This window comes from Kitasatospora sp. CB01950 (assembly GCF_001905465.1).
Classification (GTDB): domain Bacteria; phylum Actinomycetota; class Actinomycetes; order Streptomycetales; family Streptomycetaceae; genus Kitasatospora.
Map to the genome: position 1 here is coordinate 26530 of NZ_LISX01000018.1, position 18860 is coordinate 45389.

19 protein-coding genes and 2 pseudogenes are annotated in these 18860 nt (G+C 74.2%); 10 read left to right on the top strand and 11 right to left on the bottom strand.

Translation table 11 applies throughout. From position 1 onward, the window contains the following. Positions 1 to 118: 118 nt before the first annotated feature. Positions 119 to 643, bottom strand: a complete 525-nt coding sequence (locus AMK19_RS30780; protein WP_073818132.1) for a hypothetical protein — start codon at positions 641 to 643, stop codon at positions 119 to 121. A 470-nt stretch (positions 644 to 1113) separates the two neighbouring features. Next, complete coding sequence (locus AMK19_RS30785; RefSeq protein ID WP_073818135.1) at positions 1114 to 1512, bottom strand: VOC family protein; 399 nt, start codon at positions 1510 to 1512, stop codon at positions 1114 to 1116. 94 nt (positions 1513 to 1606) lie between these two features. Here AMK19_RS30785 and AMK19_RS30790 point away from each other — a divergent pair, with 94 nt between their 5' ends. After that, on the top strand, positions 1607 to 2596 hold the full coding sequence (locus AMK19_RS30790; protein ID WP_073818138.1) for a helix-turn-helix transcriptional regulator: 990 nt from the start codon (positions 1607 to 1609) through the stop codon (positions 2594 to 2596). A 104-nt stretch (positions 2597 to 2700) separates the two neighbouring features. Here AMK19_RS30790 and AMK19_RS30795 read toward each other — a convergent pair whose 3' ends face one another. Beyond that, on the bottom strand, positions 2701 to 3390 hold the full coding sequence (locus AMK19_RS30795; protein WP_083647503.1) for a TetR/AcrR family transcriptional regulator: 690 nt from the start codon (positions 3388 to 3390) through the stop codon (positions 2701 to 2703). Between the two features lie 129 nt (positions 3391 to 3519). Here AMK19_RS30795 and AMK19_RS30800 point away from each other — a divergent pair, with 129 nt between their 5' ends. Beyond that, positions 3520 to 4347, top strand: coding sequence for an SDR family oxidoreductase (locus AMK19_RS30800; RefSeq protein ID WP_073818140.1), 828 nt, complete (start codon positions 3520 to 3522; stop codon positions 4345 to 4347). 170 nt (positions 4348 to 4517) lie between these two features. Here AMK19_RS30800 and AMK19_RS30805 read toward each other — a convergent pair whose 3' ends face one another. After that, on the bottom strand, positions 4518 to 5156 hold the full coding sequence (locus tag AMK19_RS30805; RefSeq protein WP_073818143.1) for a helix-turn-helix domain-containing protein: 639 nt from the start codon (positions 5154 to 5156) through the stop codon (positions 4518 to 4520). Between the two features lie 142 nt (positions 5157 to 5298). Between AMK19_RS30805 and AMK19_RS30810 the strand changes: the two genes are divergently transcribed. Continuing rightward, positions 5299 to 6288 carry an alpha/beta fold hydrolase gene (locus AMK19_RS30810; RefSeq protein ID WP_073818146.1) on the top strand — a complete coding sequence of 330 codons (990 nt, stop codon included), beginning with the start codon at positions 5299 to 5301 and terminating at the stop codon, positions 6286 to 6288. A gap of 640 nt (positions 6289 to 6928) precedes the next feature. Beyond that, on the top strand, positions 6929 to 7966 hold the full coding sequence (locus AMK19_RS30815; protein WP_083647513.1) for a C45 family autoproteolytic acyltransferase/hydolase: 1038 nt from the start codon (positions 6929 to 6931) through the stop codon (positions 7964 to 7966). A gap of 62 nt (positions 7967 to 8028) precedes the next feature. Here the strand turns inward: AMK19_RS30815 and AMK19_RS38730 are convergent. Beyond that, a pseudogene (locus tag AMK19_RS38730) lies at positions 8029 to 8208 on the bottom strand (YegP family protein); the annotation flags it as partial. 317 nt (positions 8209 to 8525) lie between these two features. Between AMK19_RS38730 and AMK19_RS30825 the strand changes: the two are divergent. The 3 genes and pseudogenes from AMK19_RS30825 to AMK19_RS38735 form a co-directional block, all read left to right on the top strand. Further along, positions 8526 to 9032 carry a MarR family winged helix-turn-helix transcriptional regulator gene (locus tag AMK19_RS30825; protein ID WP_073818148.1) on the top strand — a complete coding sequence of 169 codons (507 nt, stop codon included), beginning with the start codon at positions 8526 to 8528 and terminating at the stop codon, positions 9030 to 9032. A 624-nt stretch (positions 9033 to 9656) separates the two neighbouring features. Continuing rightward, the gene (locus AMK19_RS30830) at positions 9657 to 10214 is read left to right on the top strand and encodes a hypothetical protein (protein ID WP_073818151.1); all 558 of its coding nucleotides are present in this window, start codon (positions 9657 to 9659) and stop codon (positions 10212 to 10214) included. Positions 10215 to 10420: 206 nt separating this feature from the next. Beyond that, positions 10421 to 10768, top strand: a pseudogene (locus AMK19_RS38735) (hypothetical protein); the annotation flags it as partial. Between the two features lie 102 nt (positions 10769 to 10870). On the opposite strand, the gene AMK19_RS30840 reads toward AMK19_RS38735, so the two are convergent. Continuing rightward, positions 10871 to 11434 carry a TlpA family protein disulfide reductase gene (locus AMK19_RS30840; protein WP_241844662.1) on the bottom strand — a complete coding sequence of 188 codons (564 nt, stop codon included), beginning with the start codon at positions 11432 to 11434 and terminating at the stop codon, positions 10871 to 10873. A 413-nt stretch (positions 11435 to 11847) separates the two neighbouring features. Continuing rightward, positions 11848 to 12255: a hypothetical protein gene (locus tag AMK19_RS30845; protein ID WP_073818154.1), complete on the bottom strand. Its 408-nt coding sequence runs from the start codon at positions 12253 to 12255 to the stop codon at positions 11848 to 11850. Between the two features lie 1048 nt (positions 12256 to 13303). Here AMK19_RS30845 and AMK19_RS30850 point away from each other — a divergent pair. After that, a complete protein-coding gene (locus AMK19_RS30850; protein ID WP_073818157.1) occupies positions 13304 to 13495 on the top strand; it encodes a hypothetical protein in 192 nt (63 codons plus the stop codon). Positions 13496 to 13968: 473 nt separating this feature from the next. Here the strand turns inward: AMK19_RS30850 and AMK19_RS30855 are convergent, their stop codons facing one another. From AMK19_RS30855 to AMK19_RS30870, 4 genes are all read right to left on the bottom strand, one after another. Further along, positions 13969 to 14250, bottom strand: a complete 282-nt coding sequence (locus AMK19_RS30855; protein ID WP_073818160.1) for a hypothetical protein — start codon at positions 14248 to 14250, stop codon at positions 13969 to 13971. 899 nt (positions 14251 to 15149) lie between these two features. Then, positions 15150 to 15734: an AMIN-like domain-containing (lipo)protein gene (locus AMK19_RS30860; RefSeq protein WP_073818163.1), complete on the bottom strand. Its 585-nt coding sequence runs from the start codon at positions 15732 to 15734 to the stop codon at positions 15150 to 15152. 289 nt (positions 15735 to 16023) lie between these two features. Continuing rightward, positions 16024 to 16257, bottom strand: a complete 234-nt coding sequence (locus tag AMK19_RS30865; protein WP_073818166.1) for a helix-turn-helix domain-containing protein — start codon at positions 16255 to 16257, stop codon at positions 16024 to 16026. Continuing rightward, positions 16257 to 16838: a DUF2975 domain-containing protein gene (locus tag AMK19_RS30870; protein ID WP_073818169.1), complete on the bottom strand. Its 582-nt coding sequence runs from the start codon at positions 16836 to 16838 to the stop codon at positions 16257 to 16259. Before AMK19_RS30870 ends, AMK19_RS30865 begins: the two co-directional genes overlap by 1 nt. A 300-nt stretch (positions 16839 to 17138) precedes the next feature. Here AMK19_RS30870 and AMK19_RS30875 point away from each other — a divergent pair, with 300 nt between their 5' ends. Together AMK19_RS30875 and AMK19_RS30880 are read left to right on the top strand one after the other, a co-directional pair. Continuing rightward, complete coding sequence (locus AMK19_RS30875; RefSeq protein ID WP_073818172.1) at positions 17139 to 17486, top strand: hypothetical protein; 348 nt, start codon at positions 17139 to 17141, stop codon at positions 17484 to 17486. 720 nt (positions 17487 to 18206) lie between these two features. Next, positions 18207 to 18677, top strand: coding sequence for a hypothetical protein (locus AMK19_RS30880; protein ID WP_073818175.1), 471 nt, complete (start codon positions 18207 to 18209; stop codon positions 18675 to 18677). The last annotated feature ends 183 nt before the right edge of the window (positions 18678 to 18860 follow it).

Sequence of the window (18860 nt, forward strand, 5' to 3'; positions counted from 1 at the left end):
CGCCCCGGCGCTGCTCCGCCCCGGCGCTGCTCCGCCCCGGCGCTGCTCCGCCCCGGCGCCGCTCCGGCCCGGCGCCGCTCCGGCCCGGCGGCCGGGCACGGCCCCGCGGCGGGCGGCGTCAGCGCAGCACCTTGCACCACAGGCCGTTGGCCTCCACGGCGTCCTCGTAGCCGTAGGAGCCGTGGAGGTTGCCTCCGGCGGGTTCGAGGGCCCGGATCGCGTTGCCCCGTCCGTCCTTCTTGCGGTAGGTCACCACGAAGGAGGCGATCATCGGGTAGTCCTTCAGGAACTGCCTGATGAGCGCCCGGCAGGAGTGGCAGGGGCCCTTGTCGGAGTAGAGCGCGACGCTGCCCCCGGTGACCTGCGCCAGGATCTCGGCCAGGTAGTGGTCGTCGTCGCAGCCGAGCCGTTCGAGGATCGCGTTGGCCAGGAGGTTGACGGTCTGCTTCTCCGGGTCGTTGGTGTGCCGGTACTGGCCCGCGAAGACGCTGCCCTTGGGCTCGGGCAGCCCGTGGTAGTAGGAACTGTCGGCCGTGTCGGAGCCCGACAGCCGGTCGAGCGTCCCGTCGAGGTCGGGTCCGACGGCGAAGGAGATCCGGTACGTCAGGATCGCCCGGTTGTCGGAAGGCACTGCCGTGGTCACGTGTACTCCGTCCGCAGGTGGGGCTCCGAGGCCGGGGACACCGTGACACGCGCCGATACATGTGCGATAAACGGAAGCCGACGGCCCGCGCACCACCGGGCAGCCGGCCGGACGCACCCGCGCGCCGCCGCCCACCGCGGGCGAGCGGGCCGCCGCACTCCGCAGGGCCGCCCCCACCGCCGCCACCCGACGCGGCAGCGCCGTCCCGCACACGCCCACCCCCCGGCGACGCGCTCCTCGCCGGCCGGGGGAGCCGCACCCGCCCGGCCCGGGCCGCACCCGCCCGGCCCGGCCCGCGGCACGCGGGGACCCGCCGCGCCGCCCGCCACCCGCGCCGGTCCGCCGCCCGCCGCCCGCGCCGCGGACCTCGCGCCCGCACCGCCTCTCCGGCGCCCGCTCCCGTACCGGCTCGCCACCGCACCCACGCGCGCGAGCCCCGCGGGCTCCCGCGCGAGCGGCTGCGCACGACGTCAGCGCGCGAACTTCTCGACGGCCTCCGGGGTGACGGGAGTGAAGAAGTTGACGAGGTTGCCGTCCGGGTCGCGCAGCAGCAGCGACCGGTTGCCCCAGGGCATCGTGGTGGGCCCGCCGACGAAATCGTCGACGAAACCCGCCAGGTCCCGGTGGACACGGTCCACGTCGTCGACGAGGAATTCGGCGATCACACTGCGGTTGTCCGCCGGCCGGGCGGAGCCCGGAGCGAACAGCGCAACGGTGCGGACACCGGCGATCGCGAGGGTCGCGCCCGCGGTCGCGAGTTCGGCGAAGTCCTCGGTGACCCGCACCGCCCGCACCCCCGTGGCCCGCTCGTAGAAGCCGACGAGCCGCGCGACGTCGCCGGTGATGATGCGGATCGAGACGAAGTTCATGAGAAACCTCCCTGGCCGTGCCGAGACTGTGCACGTCGCAGGCTTGGAGGAATAGCGGACAGAACCGGTCCGGTATCCGCACTAGGCTGCGGACGTGCCCAGACCCACCGCCCGCGTGCTGACACTCCTGGAACTGCTGCAGTCCGGCGGCACCCGCACAGCGGCCGAACTCGCCGACCGCCTCGGCGTCGAAGAACGCACCGTGAGGCGGTACGTGGACCGGCTGATCGACCTGGACGTGCCCGTGGAATCGGTGCGCGGCCGCTACGGCGGATACCGGCTGGCGCCCGGCCACCGCCTGCCTCCGCTCATGCTCGGCGACGACGAGGCGCTGGCCGTGCTGCTCGGCCTGGCCGCCGGCCGCCGGGCGGGACTCACCACGGCGCAGCGCACGGCGAGCGAGACGGCGTCCGCGAAGATCCGGCGGGTGCTGCCCAAGCACACCGCCCGCCGGCTCGACGCACTGCTGGAAGCCCTCGCCTTCACGGAACGGCCCGACGAGCCGGACCGCCCGGACGCCGGCGTCCTGCTCACCGTCGCCGACGCGGCGCGCCACCGCCGGCCCCTCCTCGTCCACTACACCGACCGCGACGGCCGGCACAGCGAACGCACCCTGCACGCGTACGGGATCGTCTCCCACTCCGGCCGCTGGTACGCGACGGGCCACGACCCCCGGATCGGCGAGGACCGCACCCTGCGCCTGGACCGCATCACGGCCGCCAGGACCCTGCCCGGCTCGTTCGAAGCACCGGCGGACCCGGATCCGGCACAGCGCCTGCTGTCGGGATTCGCCACGGCCGAGTACCGGCACGAGGTGACCCTGCGCATCCACGGGACGGCCGAGCAGATCCGCGCACACCTCCCCGCCGCCGTCGCGACCCTGACCGACCACGAACCCGCCACCGCCCAGGACCCGGCCGCCGAACGCTGGCAGCGCGTCGACATCCGCGCACAGCGACTCGACTGGCTGCCGCCGACACTCGCCTCGCTCGACCGGCCGTTCGTCATCGAGCGCCCCGACGAACTGCGCGACCTCGTCATCGCGTTCGCCGACCGCCTCGCCTCCCACGCCCGCCGAACCTGACGGCGGGACGCCGAACGCCGCCCGCCGGCGGCCCGCCCCGTCCGGGCCCGGCGCCGATCCGCGTCGAGGAGACCCGCGCCGCATCCGGTCCGGGCCGTCAGCCGTCAGCCGTCAGCCGTCAGCCGGCGTCCGGCGTCCGGCCGGGGGGCCGTCAGGCCGGCGGTCAGGAAGGCGACCACGGTGGACAGTTCGGGGAACGGCGGGGCGGGTACGGAGGCCGCGTCGGCGGTGAGCGGGCGTCCGTAGGCCTCCAGGAGGGTCGTGAAGGCGAGCCGCCAGCGGTCGGTGATCTCGTGAACGGTCAGCTCGGGCATGGCCCGGCCGAGGACGACCTCGAACGGGGCGGTGCCCGCCCAGGGGGAGCTGCTGAGCGGCCGGTCGGCGGCCAGCATGGTCTGGGCGAGCAGGCGGCAGAGCATGCGGCCGCGGTCGGTGCGCACCAGCTCGTCGAACGGTTCGGCGACGGCCGCCACCAGCGTCCGCACCTGCGCCGGGCCGGTGGCGGCAAGGCGGCGGGTGGCTGCCTCCAGCCGGTCGTGCCACAGCGGCAGCAGCTCGCGTCCGAGGAGCGCCGTGACCAGGCCGTCCCGGGAGCCGAAGTGGTAGTGCACCGCCCCGGGGTTGAGCCCGGCCTCCGCGTTGATCGCCCGCACCGAGACCTGGCCGACCCCGCGCCGGAGGAAAAGCCGCTCGGCGGCCGCGAGCAGCCGGTCCCGGGTCGTGGCGGGGTCCTGGTCCGGGTCCCGGGTCGGGGTCGGGGTCGGGGTCGGGTCCTGGGCTGGTTCGTCCGGCATGCCGCCATTGCATCACGGGAGCCCGGGTTACCATCCAATCAGTGATTGACACCCGATTGGCAGGCGTGCGCGAGAGCGCCCCGGCCAGCCCCGTGCGCCCCCGCGCACAGTGATCGAGAGGCTCGCACCATGGGTACCTACGCCGTCACCGGCTCCGCCTCGGGAATGGGCGCCGCCAGCACCGCCGTCCTCCGGGAGAACGGGCACACCGTCATCGGCGTCGACCTCCACGACGCCGACATCACCGCCGACCTCGGCACCGCACAGGGCCGCCGCTCCGCCGTACAGGAGATCCTGGACGCCTCCGGCGGCGTCCTGGACGGCGTGGCCGCGGTGGCCGGCGTCGGCCCCGCCATGAAGGACGCCGCCGCGGTCGCCTCCATCAACTATTTCGGCCCCGTCGCCCTGCTCGAAGGCCTGCGCCCGGCCCTCGCCCGCTCCGCGGCCGGCCGCGCCGTCGTGATCGGCTCCAACTCCGCGACCACCGTCCCGATGATCGACGAGGAACTCGTCGACCTGCTGCTCGCCGGCGACGAAGCCGCGGCCCGCGAACACGCCCGCACGGCCCGGGCGGCGCTCCCCGCCGAACTCGGTCGGACGGCACCGAGCATCTCCGCCTACGCGAGCTCCAAGTTCGCGCTGGCCCGCTGGGTGCGCCGGACGGCGGTCACACCGCCGTGGGCCCGCGAAGGCGTGCTGCTCAACGCGATCGCCCCGGGCGCGGTGATCACCCCGCTGATGCTCGGCTCCACCGACACGGGCGAGGAACCGGACGCCGACGACTTCCCCACCCCCATGCCGCTGGGCGTCTTCGGCCGACCCGATGACATCGCCTTCTGGGTGCACCAGTTCCTGCGCCCGGAGGCCCGCTTCATCACCGGAGCCACCCTGTTCGTCGACGGCGGCACCGACGCCGCGATGCGCCCCGACGCCCAGCCCACCGCACTGACCCTCTGAACGAACGCCCCGCCCCGCAGGCCCTCCTCGGGCCGGGCGCGTCCGGCCCGAGGAGCGCCTCCCGACGGGCGGCCCGCAGGCCCGTGACCGTCGCACTGCCGCCGCGCAGCCCCGGCCAGGACGTGAAGCCGCAAGGCCCCGTCGCCGGGGCCCGGGCGCCGCGCCGCGTACTACCGGGCCCGGCGGCCGGGGGCGGGGGTGCGCGTTCGCAGGCGCTCACCCTGCGGCCCGAACAGGATCAGGTACTCGACCGGTCCGCCGGGTCCGGCGTTGGCGACGCCGTGGGGGGTGCGGGTGTCGAACTCGGCCACGTCCCCGGCGCCCAGCACGAGGTCCTGCTCGCCGAGCGCCAGCCACAGCCGCCCGTACAGGACGCACAGCCACTCGTACCCGTCGTGGGAGGCCTGCCGCGGCCGCGCCGGCGGTGCGTCGACGGCGGGCAGGACATGCTTGTGGGCGTGCAGGCCGCCGACGTAGCGGGTCAGCGGCAGCACCGCCTTGCCGTCGCCGGAACGCTGCGGCGCCGGGGCACGCGGCCCGGCCGCCACGGGTCCGGCGGGCACCGGTGCGGGCGCGGCGGGTGCGGCGCCGGCCAGTTCGTCCAAGGAGGCGCCGTACGCCTTCGCGAGCCGCAGCAGCACCTCCAGCGTCGGTCTGCGCCGGCCGGTCTCGATCCGTGACAGCGTGCTCGGCGAGATGCCGGTCGCGCGGCCGACGCCGGTGAGCGTGGCGCCGCGCCGCTCGCGCGCGGCCCGCAGCCGGGGGCCCATGTCCGCCGGCACGCCGGCCGTTTCGTCGCCCGCCGCCATCGCCCCGCTCCCTCCGACCGACGCCGCCTCCACCACCCCTGTCCTGCCAGTTTGCCAGAATGGCAAGGGTGTTCGCGCCACGCGGGCACCGCGCCGCATGATCGGCGGGTACCGGCAGCCGCCCGTGAACCGAGGAGAAGCGATGCACCGGCCCGCGCCGCCCGCCGCCCCGCGCCACCGCACCGTCCAGGGCCCCGCCGGGCGCCTGCACCTGGTCGAGCAGGGCGCCGGACCGCTGGTCCTGCTCATCCACGGCTTCCCCGAGTCCTGGTACTCCTGGCGCCGCCAACTCCCGGCCCTCGCCGCGGCGGGATACCGGGCCGTGGCGCCCGACGTGCGCGGCTACGGCCGCTCCTCCAGGCCGGCCCCGGCGGACGCCTACCGGATGCTCGACCTGGTGGAGGACAACGTCGCCCTGGTGCACGCCCTGGGCGAGGAACAGGCGGTGGTCGTCGGCCACGACTGGGGCTCCGGCATCGCCGCGGCCTCCGCCCTGCTGCGCCCCGAGGTCTTCCGCGCCGTCGGACTGCTGAGCGTCCCCTACACGCCGCCCGGCGGACCCCGCCCCACCGACGTCTTCGCGCGGATGGGCGGCGACCAGGAGTTCTACGTCTCCTACTTCCAGGAGCCCGGCCGGGCCGAAGCGGAGATGGAACCCGACATCCGGGGCTGGCTCGCGGGCTTCTACGCGGCCATGTCCGCCGACACCATGCCCGCCCGCGACGAGCCCGACCCGCACTTCGTGGCCCGCACCGGCGGCCGGCTGCGCGACCGCTTCCCCGCCGGCAAGCTGCCCGCCTGGCTGACCGAGGACGACCTCGACGCGTACGCCGGGGAGTTCGAGCGCACCGGCATGACCGGCGCCCTCAACCGCTACCGCGCCATGGACCGCGACTGGGAGGACCTCGCCCCGTACGAGGGAGCGCCGATCGAGCAGCCGTCCCTGTTCATCGGCGGCGCCCTGGACGCCTCCACGGCCTGGATGGCCGACGCGATCGACGCCCACCCCGCCACCCTCCCCGGCCTGACCTCCGCCCACATCCTGGACGGCTGCGGACACTGGACCCAGCAGGAACGCCCCGAGGAGGTCAACCGCCTCCTGACCGCCTGGCTCGCCTCCCTCCACGACTGAACCGACAGGCGCGGACACCGGGCCGCGCGCGGGAGACGCCGGCGGGCGGGCATCACGGCGGGACGCCGGATCAACCGTGGGGCGACGTCAATGACTTCTCCGCTCCCGACCCGACGGGCGCCCCGATCGCGGACCGGCAGGCGGCGTTCGACCCGATCGGGTCGGGGGGACGGACGCGGGAGCGCCCGGCAGGCGGCGCCGCAGGGCCGCTGCCCTGCGCTGCGGAGGCGCTGTCGCGCCCTGCCGATGCGGAGACGGCCGATCCGCGGGTCCGGCCGGCCCCGGCGGCCCTCCGTCCGACGTCCGCCGACGAGATCGACGCCGACGACCTTCGCGCCGGGGCGAGCGCCGTCCTGGTCGTCGCCCAGACAGCCGTCAGGCCCGCAGGTGCAGGCGGGCGCCGTCCGCGTCCTCACGCCGAGCGGGCCCGGACAGCCCGCCCGTGACCAGGTCCTCCACCGACTCCTCAGTTGCGCCGCCGAGACCACCGCCGCCGAGACCACCGCCTTCGGGAGATCCGCCTTCGGGAGATCCGCGACGATGCCCGCGCAGCCTTCCCCGCCCCCGCACGTGCGCTCATCTGCCGGCGGTGCCTGTGGGCATTGAAAACAGGGTCGAAATGAGGGTTGAGTCCTACGTCATGAGCCGACACGTCAAGACGTTCCACGCCATCGAGATCGGTGACGGCGGCGACGGGCGCTGGGCCGAGCACGTCCGGCCGACCATGGCGGGTGCGAAGGACCGGCTGACCGAGGAGGGCCGGACGCCCGGGGGCGCGGCCCGTTCCCGGCGACTGTTCGAGGAGCACATGCCCGAGCTGGTCCCGACACTCGACCGCCTCGCCGGCCAACTGGCTTCACCCCGGGCCAGGACGCTTCTCACCATGGCATCGGTGCGGCCGTTCTTCTCCGGCTGCACCCAGATCGGCCGCCCGGGCACTCTGCTCAGAAACTACGACTTCGCTCCCGAGCACTGCGAAGGCGCCATCGTCTCCTCCCACTTCCTCCGCCCTGTGATCGGCATACAGGAAGCAGGGTGGGGACTGCTGGACGGCATGAACAACGCCGGCCTCGCGGTGTCGCTGACCTTCGGCGGGCGGTTCGTCCACGGGCCGGGCTTCGCCGTTCCCCTGGTGCTGCGCTACCTCCTGGAGACCTGCCGGACCGTCGACGAGGCGGTCGGCAGACTGCGGACCGTACCCGTCGCGATCCCGCAGAACGTCACCCTCGTCGACCCGAACCGGGCCGTGACGGTCTACGTGGGACCCGACATCCCGCTGACCGGGACGCCGGACTCCTGCGCCGCCAACCACCAGCACCTCCCGGTGCCGGACGAGCAGGAGCGATCCACCCGGACACAAGCCCGGCTGAACGCCGTGCGAGCGGCGGGAGTCGATGTCGCAGCGATGCTACGACCGCCGCTGTACCAGTACGCGTACGACGAATGGCTGGGGACGGTGTACACGGCCCAGTACCGTCCCGCGGAGGGGCGCGTGACGTACCACTGGCCCGGGGAGAGCTGGGAGCAGTCGTTCGTCGCCTTCTCACCGGGATCGCGCACCGTCGCCCTGGGACTTCCGGACGGGAGCGACGACCGCCGACACACGCCCGGGGGAGCAGGGGGCGCTGTGCGGCGTGTTCGACGAAGGCGACGGGCGCGGCCGCCGCGTTCGTCCTGACCGACGCGATGCCCTTCTCGCACGCGGCCTTGGCTGTTGTACGCCTCGCCGACCGCGATGATCTCCCCGTTGCCGGCTTTCAGCCGGAACCGGAACTTGCCCGCCTTGTCGGTGCAGATCTCGAACTTCCCGGACACCGCTGCCTCCTCGGTCTCGGTACGGCCGGGTCGGTGGTGGGGCGGCCCCGGGCAGGCGCCGGCCCCACCGGGAGGGCGCACGTCGCACACCGATCCCGCGAGCACTGCAGGCCCCGGCGGGGCGCAGCCGCCGACGGGATTGATGCCCGCCCGCGCGGGACAGCCGGGACCACGTCCCGACCCCGCCCCGCCCAGGCGGATGCCGGCGCGCCGGCGCCCTTGCCCCCTCGTCCACGGAGCGGGCCCCGGCCGACCGGCGCCCGGCGGCGGGTCGTCGGCGGGTCGGCGGCGGTCGACCGCGACGCGTCGGTGGGGGCGTCGCCGCTCGGAGCGGCCCGTCCCTCGGAGCGGCCCGTTCCTCGGAGCGGCCCGTTCCTCGGAGGGGGGTGTGCGAGCGGTGGGGGATGTGTAGCGTTGCGGTCATGGGACCGCCGACCGACATCGCCACCGACCAGGCGCCGGCCGATCCGGCCGCCACCGACGACATGCTGGCCACCCAGCCCATCGGCTACTGGAGCGGCCTCGCCCACGCGGCCGTCACCCGGCACCTGCGTGACGCCATGGCCAGGATCGACGTCACGCAGCCGCAGTACTGGGTGCTCAACGGGGTGAACGGCAGCCCCGAGGCGCCCAGTCGCGAGGAGGCCGTCGCCCGGCTGACGCCCCTCGCGGACGGGCCGCACGAGATCTCTCGCGTCATCGACCAGCTGGTCCACCGCGGCTGGCTCCGGATCGACGCCGGGCAGCGCCTGCAGCTCACCGATGCCGGCGAGGCCGCCAGGGTGCGGCTGCGCGAGCTGGCGACCGAACTGCGCGCCGTGGTCCACGAGGGCATCGCCGACGAAGAGTACGTGGCCGCGCTCAAGGTGCTGCGCAGGATGGTCGCCAACGTCGAGGAGTCCGGGGACATCGCCGCTCCTCCCCGGTGAGAGACCCGAGGGCACGACGTGGCAGGGACCGGCCGAGTTCCTCACCGCCCACGCCGCCCACGCCGCCCACGCCGCCTACGACACCGGCGGCGACCCGGTCCGCGCCGACGCCCTCACCCCGGCCGCCCTGTACAAGAACATCTACAAGGGCGGCATCGGCAAGTGGTCCGACTCCGCCCGCCACCTCGACGACGACACCTGGCTGGAGAAGGTCGCCACGTCCTGGACCTACCGCCCCGAGATCCGCTTCCACATCGTCGCCGCCGCCCGCACCGCCGCCCACCGCCGCCCGCGCAAGACCTACCTCCTGACCGGCCGCGCCGCCTTCGCCGTCAACGTCGACTCCTACCTCTACGCCACCGACAACCCCACCCCGCTCGAACTCCTGCCCGCCAAGGACGACGACACCCCGGTACCGGGCGCGCTGCGCCCGGGCATCGCGCCGGGAAGCCACAAGCACGAGGCCTCCGTCCCCCCGGACGCGGTGCTCGAGGCGATGGGCCGCCGCGAGCACCCCTCCAAGCTGACCCGCTCCTACGCCACCGACGGCACCTGCACCGGCCCCGAGCGGGCCGCCGAGGCCACCGGCGCCGAGAGCACCGACGAGCAGAAGGAAGGCGAGGCGTGACGGCCGGCGGACTCAGGGGCCTGTTCGGGAAGGTCCGCGAGGCGCTCTTCCCCTCCCGCAAGGCCCCCGCGCAGACCGCCACCCAGGCCGGGCACGTCCGGACGCGCAAGTACGGCGGCAGCACCAAGGCCCCGGCCGCCGCCTACGGCGTCTCCGCCCGCACCGTGCAGCGCCGGGTCGACGGCACCCGCCACCCGGCCGGCCGCCACCGCGAGAAGCTGCGCCTGGACGCCGTCGAGGTGCAGACCACCGAACGCGGCCGCGAGCGCAAGGCCAGGCAGCCGGCCGAACTCGGCCCGCACTCCGGGATCACCGCCCGGGTCGGGCGCACCCGCACCTTCGAGATCCAGGGCTCGGACGCCGTCCGGGCCCGCGACATCCACCTCGCCCTCACCGGCGGCCAGGCCGCCGCCCTCGCCCTCGCCCAGGACGAGGGCGAGATGCGCGAGATCATCGGGCAGGCCCTGGCCGACCACTTCAACGGCGGCGGCGGATACGGCGGCTTCAGCGCCGACGACTTCGACTGCGACGCCGACGACTTCGACCTGAGCTGAACCGGCCGACCACCCGCCCGGGGGCGCACCACCCGGGCCGCTCCTTTCGCCGCAGCAGGAGGAGGCCCGGCCGCCCCCCGCACCAGTTTGTCGAGGCAGGACCCGACGTCACGCTCAATCTTCGGCGGGTGGAGGATTCGGCCGCCGTCCGGGGCGGTCGCGCCCGGTTCACCGAGTCCGACGGGTTCGGCCAGGAAGCGCCCACCGTGGCCCTGGCCGACGGAGGGGCCGGCCGTGACGCCGTCGAGTCCCGGGCGGGGACACCGCTCACTGCCGCGCTGTTCGCCGCGGCCACCGATCCCGCGCCCGCCCGGCCGCTGCGGGTGGCCGGTCGGGCGGGTGCCGGGACGAACCACATCGACGTGGTCGCCGCCCGCCACGGCATCCGGGTCACCCACACCCCGGGCTCCAACGCCGCCGCCGACGCCGAGTCCACCCTCGGTCGGATCCTCGCCCTGACCCGCAACCCGGTCCCGCGCAACCCGGTCCCGCGCAACCCGGCCCGGCACATCGCCGCGCTGCTGGCGGGCCGTCCCGAGGGAGTGCCGGTCGTCTCGCCGAACTCCCGGTCCGGCCAAGGAACTCGGCGTCGGCGACGTCCTGGCCGGAACAGGGCACGTGCGGACGCTGGGTCGGCGAGGTCGTGTGACGAGCTCTCAGGATGTCCCGGATGCCTGCTCTGCGAGCACCGGCCGGATCATGGAGTCGATGTCGTCGGAGGTCCTGGCGCCGAAGACGCGGGCGGCCATCCTGCCGTCCCGGTCGATCACCATGGTGGTGGGGATCGTCTGCGGGTTGAGGTTGCCCTTGGGGAACCTGAGGATCTGGGTGCCGTCAGGGTCGTAGATGCTGGGGAAGGTCACGCCCTTGTTCTTCTCGAAGGCGACGGCGTTGGCCGGGTCGTTGTCCCTGGTGTTGATCCCGAGAAACTGCACGCCGTGGTCCTGGTACTTCTCCCACAGCTCCTGCAGGCCTGGTGCCTCGGTGCGGCAGGCGCTGCACCAGGAGCCCCAGAGGTTCAGGACGACTACCTTGCCCCGGTAGTCGGACAGCTTGACCTGCCCGCCCTCCAGCGTGGTACCGGAGATGTCCGGCGCCTCCTCCCGGTGGCCCGGGGCGGCGGTGGCGAGCCCGCCCTTGACGCTGACCAGGCCGGCGCCGTCGCCGGTCGAGGAGCCGGACGAACAGCCGGTCAGGGTCAGCACGAGGAGGGCGGCCATTGCCGCAAGCAGGGCGTGAGAACGCTTTGTGCCAGACATGGTAAGAGCATCGCATGGGGGTAGGGGACGGGTTTGAAGGAGGGCGCGGAACAGAGGATTCCGGTCGGTTGCTGAAGGCAGGTCGGCGGAACCGAAGCTCCTCGGCTCGACAGGCCGGTCGCCCGTAGGTCGTTTTTGGTCGGGAATGCGGTCGGGACGGTGCGCAGGCGCGGCCTTCCGCTGCGGCGGCCACGGGAATGTGCTTTCCATGATCGCTCGAAAGGCCGCGCCCGCCCCTGCCCGGACCCGGTCGGCAGAATAAGAATCCGCACCGACGGGCCGAGCCGGAGCCAAGGAATTCCGGAGGAAGATGCCGGCCTCGGCTGTCACTCATTCATCCGCGTCGGAGGTGTTCCGCTCTCCTTGCCGGCAGGCTAGTTGTACTCGTTGGGGCTGATGATCTCGGCGGTGTAGTTCCCGTTCACAACGGCGTAGATCCCGGTGAAGTAGGTGCCGCCTCCGGAGACGGGGCCGCCGTTGATGTGGCCGGAGGTGCAGCTGCCCGTGCGCGTGCTGACGACGCTGCCGTTCTTGATCAGGTCCACGTAGATGGTGCAGTTGCTCGCGCTTCCCGAGATGTAGCCGTCCGGGAAGACGGTGCCGCTGCTGGCGGAGATGCAGGAGTTGATCGACAGGCCGTACCCGACGGAGGTGTAGCCGGTGCAGCCGCCCCCGCTGGACATGACGCCGGCGGAGGCCGAGCTCATCCCGAAGCCGCCGGCCAGCGCGGCCGCCGCACCCACGATGGCCACGCGACGGGCAGTGCGCGATTTGATGATCATGAAGATTCCCTCCCGATTACCGATTCGTGGCGCCCGTAAAGAGCGCCGCCCTGGCTTCATGAGCATGTCATTGGTAATTGCCTTCATTTGACTGGAGTCCGCCAAAAGTGATGCATGCCACATGGCAAAGCGCAGGAAATCGTCCACCTTCCGTGAAGTGCCTTAAATAAAGCAAATGCCCCAAGGCGGCCCAAATTCGATAAACTCGCAAAGTGGAAATTTGCAGTCAAAGGGGCTGGGGATTTTTGGCCGGTTGGAACCGGTCCCTGGCCGTGTCTGTGCAACTGGCGAATGTCTGCCGGTCAATGCAAATGGTGCCGAAATGGGCGAGATGTGAACGAGATGCGGGGAGTGGTGGTCGTGAAACCACCGGCTCAAACGATCGAATATGAGCCACCGTCATCGACGGTCTGCACGCCGTCCGCACTCCGAACGAAATATTGCCTGCGCCACGTCGGTCGCACCCGCCCCGTCCACGCGGCCTGCGCCGGCAAGCCCTCTCCCGTCCCGGCCTCCGTCCGCAACCCCGTCACCTGCACCGCTCCGCCCACGACACCAAGAACTGCGCCTGCGCCTGCGGCTGCGGCGAGACCGCCACCGACGAGTGGTTCGTCCCCGACCGCGACCGGAAGTCCCTCCGCGAACGCGTCGCCCGGATCGGCGCGGTCTACGAGTTCGGCCAGTGGTTCGACCGCACCCGCCCCCGGCACTCCGGCCGGCCGCCCCGGCCGGACAGCCGCACCCCCGGGTGCGCGTCCATGGATTCGGCGGCCACCGACGAGGCGCGCCTCTACCGCCCGATCGGCTTCCGGACCTCCGCCCGACCGCCGAAGCCGAAGCCGCGGCCTGAAAGGGGGCGTCGGCCGGCCGAGGGCGGTGTCGCGCCGACCGGCGGGCCGTCGGATCGAGTCGTGGCCGCGAGCCATCCACGCGCCTGCGATGCTCCCGAGCTGCGCCAGGACCCGGCCCGCCGGGCGGACGAGAACGTGCTTCGTGACGATCGCGGCACAGGGGCCGTGCTGATGCGCGGGTTCACCGACCCCGCTCGGTGCAGCCGGCCGTCCGCGGCGCCGAGCTGTACTTCGTCAACGACGACATGACCCGGCCGGCCCGCACCGTGGGCGAGGGCCTGCCGGTCTGCGCCTTCGACGCGGACGACCTGCCGGACCCGATCGGCCTCCTGCTGTGGTCCGACGGCCCGAGCGCACACCGCCACCCTCGGCCGCCCCCGGGGCGGTGACGCGGTCCCGGATCGCGACGACCTTGCGAGTGCTGGTCCTGGACGACGCCGGCCCCTGCCGGCAGGCACCGGAGGAAGCGGGCCGGCAGGTCCACCCGGCCTGGGCCCGCCACGTGACCGGCACGCTCGCGGGGGACCTGGCCGTCCCCTTCGGCGCGATCATCCCGCTCGGCGTCGAGACCGACCGGGACCGGGACCGGGTCCGGGTCCGGCACGCCCGGTCCCCGGACGCCGACGGCGACCCGGCCCCGGACCGCTACGGCCCGGGCGACAAGGGGATCACCGCCATCACCGACGACCGGCTGCGCGTGCTGCGAACCCTGTTCGGCACCCTGCTGCTGATCCGCCGGCCCGCCGACGAGCGCCGCACCCTGCGGCAGGCCGAGGCCGTCCGGCCCGACCCGGCCGCCCGCAAGCGCCTGCGCCGAGCAGGCACCGAGCGCCCGGACACGGCGGTGCGGTACATCAGGCGCCTACCCCCGGTGTCCGCCCGCCGGGGCGGGCAGTCCGGCAGCCGCTGCCGCGGCGGACCGGCCGCTCCTGCGGCGCCCGGTCAGCGCGGCGTTGGCCCTCAGCAGCGCGGGCACCAGTCCGTAGACGGCGGCGGGAACCAGGATCCCGGTCAGGACCAGGGTCCGGAGATAGACGGGCAGCGGCGCGAGCACCGGCCCGAGCAGGACGGACAGCACGGTGATGCCGGGATAGATCGCCAACCAGGTGATCAAGGCCCGCCGGTGCACGGACGGGGGATTCATGGCCGCTCCTCGAAGACCGGGGAAGCCCGGGCGGGCTTTCGGACCCCTGTGCCAGCGACGATGCGGCAGACCGGCCCCGACAGGCAAAGTCCGTTGCTGCTTCGGCAAAACGGGAATCACGGACGGCGCCGCCGGCCGCCCCGGACTCCATGGCCCCCCCGGCCGCGGGAACCGCGCCGACGGCACAGTGCGACCCCCGCCGCCGTCGCCGAGGCCGCGGCAACTCACCCGGCACCCTCTCCCGCCCGGAGTCCGGCGAACGGCGTCCCACTCCGGGCATGCCGCCGTCGCCGGCGCACGGCCGGCCCCGTCGGGGGGAAACGGAAACCGCAGGCATCCCGGCGGGCCCGGGCCGGGCGGGGAAACCCCGCCCGCCTCATCGCCCTGGAGCGCGCCGGCCTCCCCACCCTCACCGACGACGACCACCGGGCCGCCCGCGACCTCACCCGCACTCTCGACCCGCCACGCTGCGCCGGGTCGCGGCCCGGCTGGAGCGCACCCGCACCGGCCGCCCTCGCCCTGCGCCCCGCCGGAGCCGGGCGGACCCGTCCGGCCGGTCGTGCGCCGCGGGTTCCGACTGCGGCGCCCCGGTGCCCCGGTGCCCCGGGGTGACGGTCGCCGTGATGGTGGCCGACGCCTTCTGCTTCCGTGGTCCGATGCTGTCCGGGCCGGCCGGGGTGTGGTCCTGCGCGCCTGTCCGGGGCACCGGCCGGCGTCCCGTCCGGGTCCGCCCCTGCGCCGGCCTGCGGCCCGCGGCCTGCTCCTGCGCCGGTCCTGGGCGTCGAAGCTCCGGTCGGACACGTCGCCTTGTTCTTCCGGGGCTTCGGGCTGCCGCCGGGTGCCCGTGCGGTCGGGCGGCGCGCTCGCACGGGTCACCGGATGCTGCGGCACCGCGGGGGTCAGCCGGCGGTGCTCCAGCTGTGGGCGACGTCGATGACGAGCCGGTCGTCGAGTTGGAAGACCTCGAACGGCAGGCGTGCCCGGACGCCGAGGCCGAACCGGGTCTCGCCCTCCATGCTGCCGGCGAAGCGGGCGTCCACGAAGGTGCGGTGGCCGGCGAGGTCGACGCCCGGGAGCGGGTCGCCCGAGCGGGCCGGGTAGACCACCTGCCAGGTGGCGGGGTCGTAGGAGCTCGCGCCGACGACGATCTCCAGGACGGCGCCGCCGCCCACCGGGATCGGCCTGCCGGAACCGGCCTGGTAGACGGTGTTGCCGCTCGTGTAGTGCACCCGGTAGGCGAGCGGGTTGGCCGGCGAGGTGCCCGGGACGTCGATCACCAGGCGGTCGAAGCACTCGTGGGCGCCGGTGCGGACGTTCGTCAGCGCCTGCGGCTGGTACGGGACGGTCCGGTCCTGCCGGTCGAGGCTGCCCCACACGGTCGAGCAGTCGGTGGTGGCGGTGACGGCCGAGGCCGTCGGGACCGCGGTCGCCGCCACCCCCGCGGCGAGCGTCACGGCAGCCAGCGCGGTGGTCCACCGTCGCATGTCGTTCCCCCTTCCGTGCCGGCCCCCATGGCCGGCCCGCAGTAACCCACGCGCCGGCGCGCGGAAAGGTCTCGGGCATGCGGGAACTGATCCTTTCCTCGCCGCCGGGCGGGCGCCCGGCGCCGAGCCGCGCGTGCGGGCCGCGCCGCCCGCCCGGCCGCCCCGGATCTTCCCCGGCGGCCGCGTCGGGCGGGGGTGCGGGGGCGGCCCGGCCCGCGGACCCGCATGCCGCCGGTGGGCGCAAGCGCCGGCTGCCGGTGTTCCCCCCGGCGCATCGAGGGGACGCGTGTCAGGAGGGCCCGGCGGGGTCGTGGCTGATCAGGTCTCCCGGCTGGCACTGGAGGGCGTCGCAGATCTTCGACAGGGTCGAGAAGCGGATGGCCTTGGCCCGTCCGTTCTTGAGCACGGACAGGTTGACGACGGTAATGCCCACCTGCGCCGCCAGCTCGGTGAGCGTCATGCCGCGCTCGGCGAGGAGCCGGTCGAGATGGATCCGGATCGCGTGGGGCTCCTCCTCGGGCATCAGATGGTCCCTTCGAGGTCCTCTCGCATGCGCACGCCCTCGCGCATGATGCTTCCCATGACCACGGCGGCGAGGCCGGCCAGGACCAGCCCCAGCGGCCCGGACACCGTCGGCCCGGAACCCGCGAGCGGCGCCATGCTCCCGACGAGCCAGGACTGCGACCAGCCGGCGACGAGACCGGTCAGCGGCGTGCCCAGGGCGACGAACCAGCCGAGGACGCGCAGCCGCCGCGCGGCCGCGTCGGTGAACGGCCCCAGCAGCAGGACGGCCTTGAGCAACCGGGAGAAGAGCAACAGCGCGAGGGAGCCGAACAGCAGCCAGGGGAGGCCGGCCCCGAGGTCGGCGGCACGCTGGCCCGCGGAGGGGGCGGCCTGGCACAGGCGCGCGGTACTGCTGGACGCCTCCACGCCCCCGCCGAGCGGCAGGCCGTCCAGTGAGGCGTTGGCCCAGAAGCCCGTCCTCACGCACACCGCGCCGTCGTCGAGCAGGTGTGTGACCGCCGTGCCGACGAAGGCGAGCCCGCCCAGCACCGCCAGCACGAAGGTCGCCGAGGCCAGGGTCCTCGTGAGTCGTGTGTCCACTGCATCCCCCTATCGTTTTTCGATATGCCTCAGGGTAGGGGGCATATCGATATTCGACAAGTCCGAGGGCGAGGCCGCCCGACGCCCCGCCGACACGGGAACCCGCCCGCCTGCCACGGCTCCGCCCGCCCCGCCGCCCCGGCCGGTCCACGTCCGACCCCGGCGGGCCCGCACTCGAAACGGGCCGCGAACCGCCGCCGGACGGCTGCGCTTCGCCTTCGTCGGCGCCGACCACCGCGAGGACCGCTTCCTCTGGGAGTGTTCATAGCTCGTGGACCTGTGGAAACGGGAGGAACCGGCGTGAGCATCGATGAATCCGCACGCCTGGAGGGCCTCCTCGGCGATCCCGGGCGAGTACCCGGCCGTATCCCCTGGGAGGAGTCGGCCGGGAGGATCGGCCTGGAGCTCCCGGCGGACTACCGACGCCTGGTCGACGTCTACGGGTCGATCCAGTTCGGGGGCGACCTCTCGATCTGGGTTCCCTCGGGCCGAACCGCCCACCCGGGCTACCCGAACGGGTTCGAGGGCTTCGTCCACGACACCGCGGAGGTCGCCGAGGAGCTGGAACTCGCCTACGAGGACGACCCGGACGAGATCCCCCACCCCGTCCACCCGAGTGATCGACGGCGAGTACGCGATGGCCGGTGAACTGCTCGCCGCCCCGGCGGCCCTGCCCTGGACCCCGCACCCGGATCGTCCCTGGGCGGAGTGACCCCGCGGGCCGCGGGCCGACGAACGCCGGAGGGCCGGTACGGCGTTCCGTACCGGCCCGCCGGGCTGTTCAGGGGCGGGTCAGGTCGGTCGAAGGGGATCCGCAGGACGCAGACGCTGCCCCGGGGCTGGGAGGCGCCGGCGGAGTCGGGCCGGATCCCACTCCTCCGCGCGGAGGTCATCGGGCCGTCCGCGACACCGTCCCGATACCTCCGCGCGGAGAATCGAGGGCCGTCGCGCCCGCCCCAGGTCCGGAGCCGGACCCGCTCGACCTGGTTCCGAGCGACCGTCGGGGCCCGGACCCACTGCCTACTCCGGCGCGCTGGCGGAGGTCGGCCCGGGCCGGGAGATCCGCGGCCGGTCCGCCCGGGACGGCCCGTGCCCGGTCGCCCGCGACGACCGGCTCGCCGGCCGGACCGAGGAGAACCGCGGCGGCGGCCGGCTCGCCTCCGTCGACCTCGGCGCACCGCCCGTCCGCCTGGTCGATGCCCAGGACCGCCCTCGCCGGCCGCGACACGGCGGGGCGGCAGCTGGCCTCTCCGTGTGGAGGGGCGTGCGTTTCGGAGCGTGTCCCGCGAGAGGCGAGCCGTTGCTCGCCAGGATCGGGACAACCGGGCGCCGGCACTCCGTCGGTGTCGAGATTGTCGAGGAGGTCACATGTCCTACCGCACGAAGGTGCGCGGCGCGGTGGTCGGAGCGTGCGCTGTGGCACTGCTGGCCGTCCCGGGCCTGCTGTCCGTTCCCGTGCAGGCCGAGGTCCGGGCAGTGCCCGGCGCCGTCGCCGAGACGCGGGTGGGGGCGGTGGAGAAGGTGACGGCGTTCTACGACCAGTACGTGGACGCGGTGAACGGCACGAATCCGAACATGGACCCGACCGAGGTCCGCAACGAGTTCCTCACCCCGGAACTCAACGCCCGGCTCGACGCGTGGGCGGAGGCGAACGACGCGGACCCGGTGTTCCGCGCGCAGAACGTCCCCCGGAGCCGGGACGTGCGCTACAAGGGCAGTGACGCGGAGAACGCCACGGTGATCGTGACCGAGCACTTCGGCGATTCGGCCATCGACGTCTGGTACCAGGCCCCGCTCGACGGCGGCCGGATCACCGACCTGACGGACGCACCGCAGTAGGCCCCGCATGTTCTCCGACGGGTCGTCCCCGACCGCTCCTCGGCGGGGACGACCCGCTTCATCGCGTGCCGGGCCCGGCCGGGTCGCCGTCGAGGGCGAGCCGCGCCGGGCGGTCGCGGCGTCCAGCGGGGCGCCCGGGTCGGCCCTCGCCGGTCGCCCGCTCCTGGCGGCGACGCGGGACGG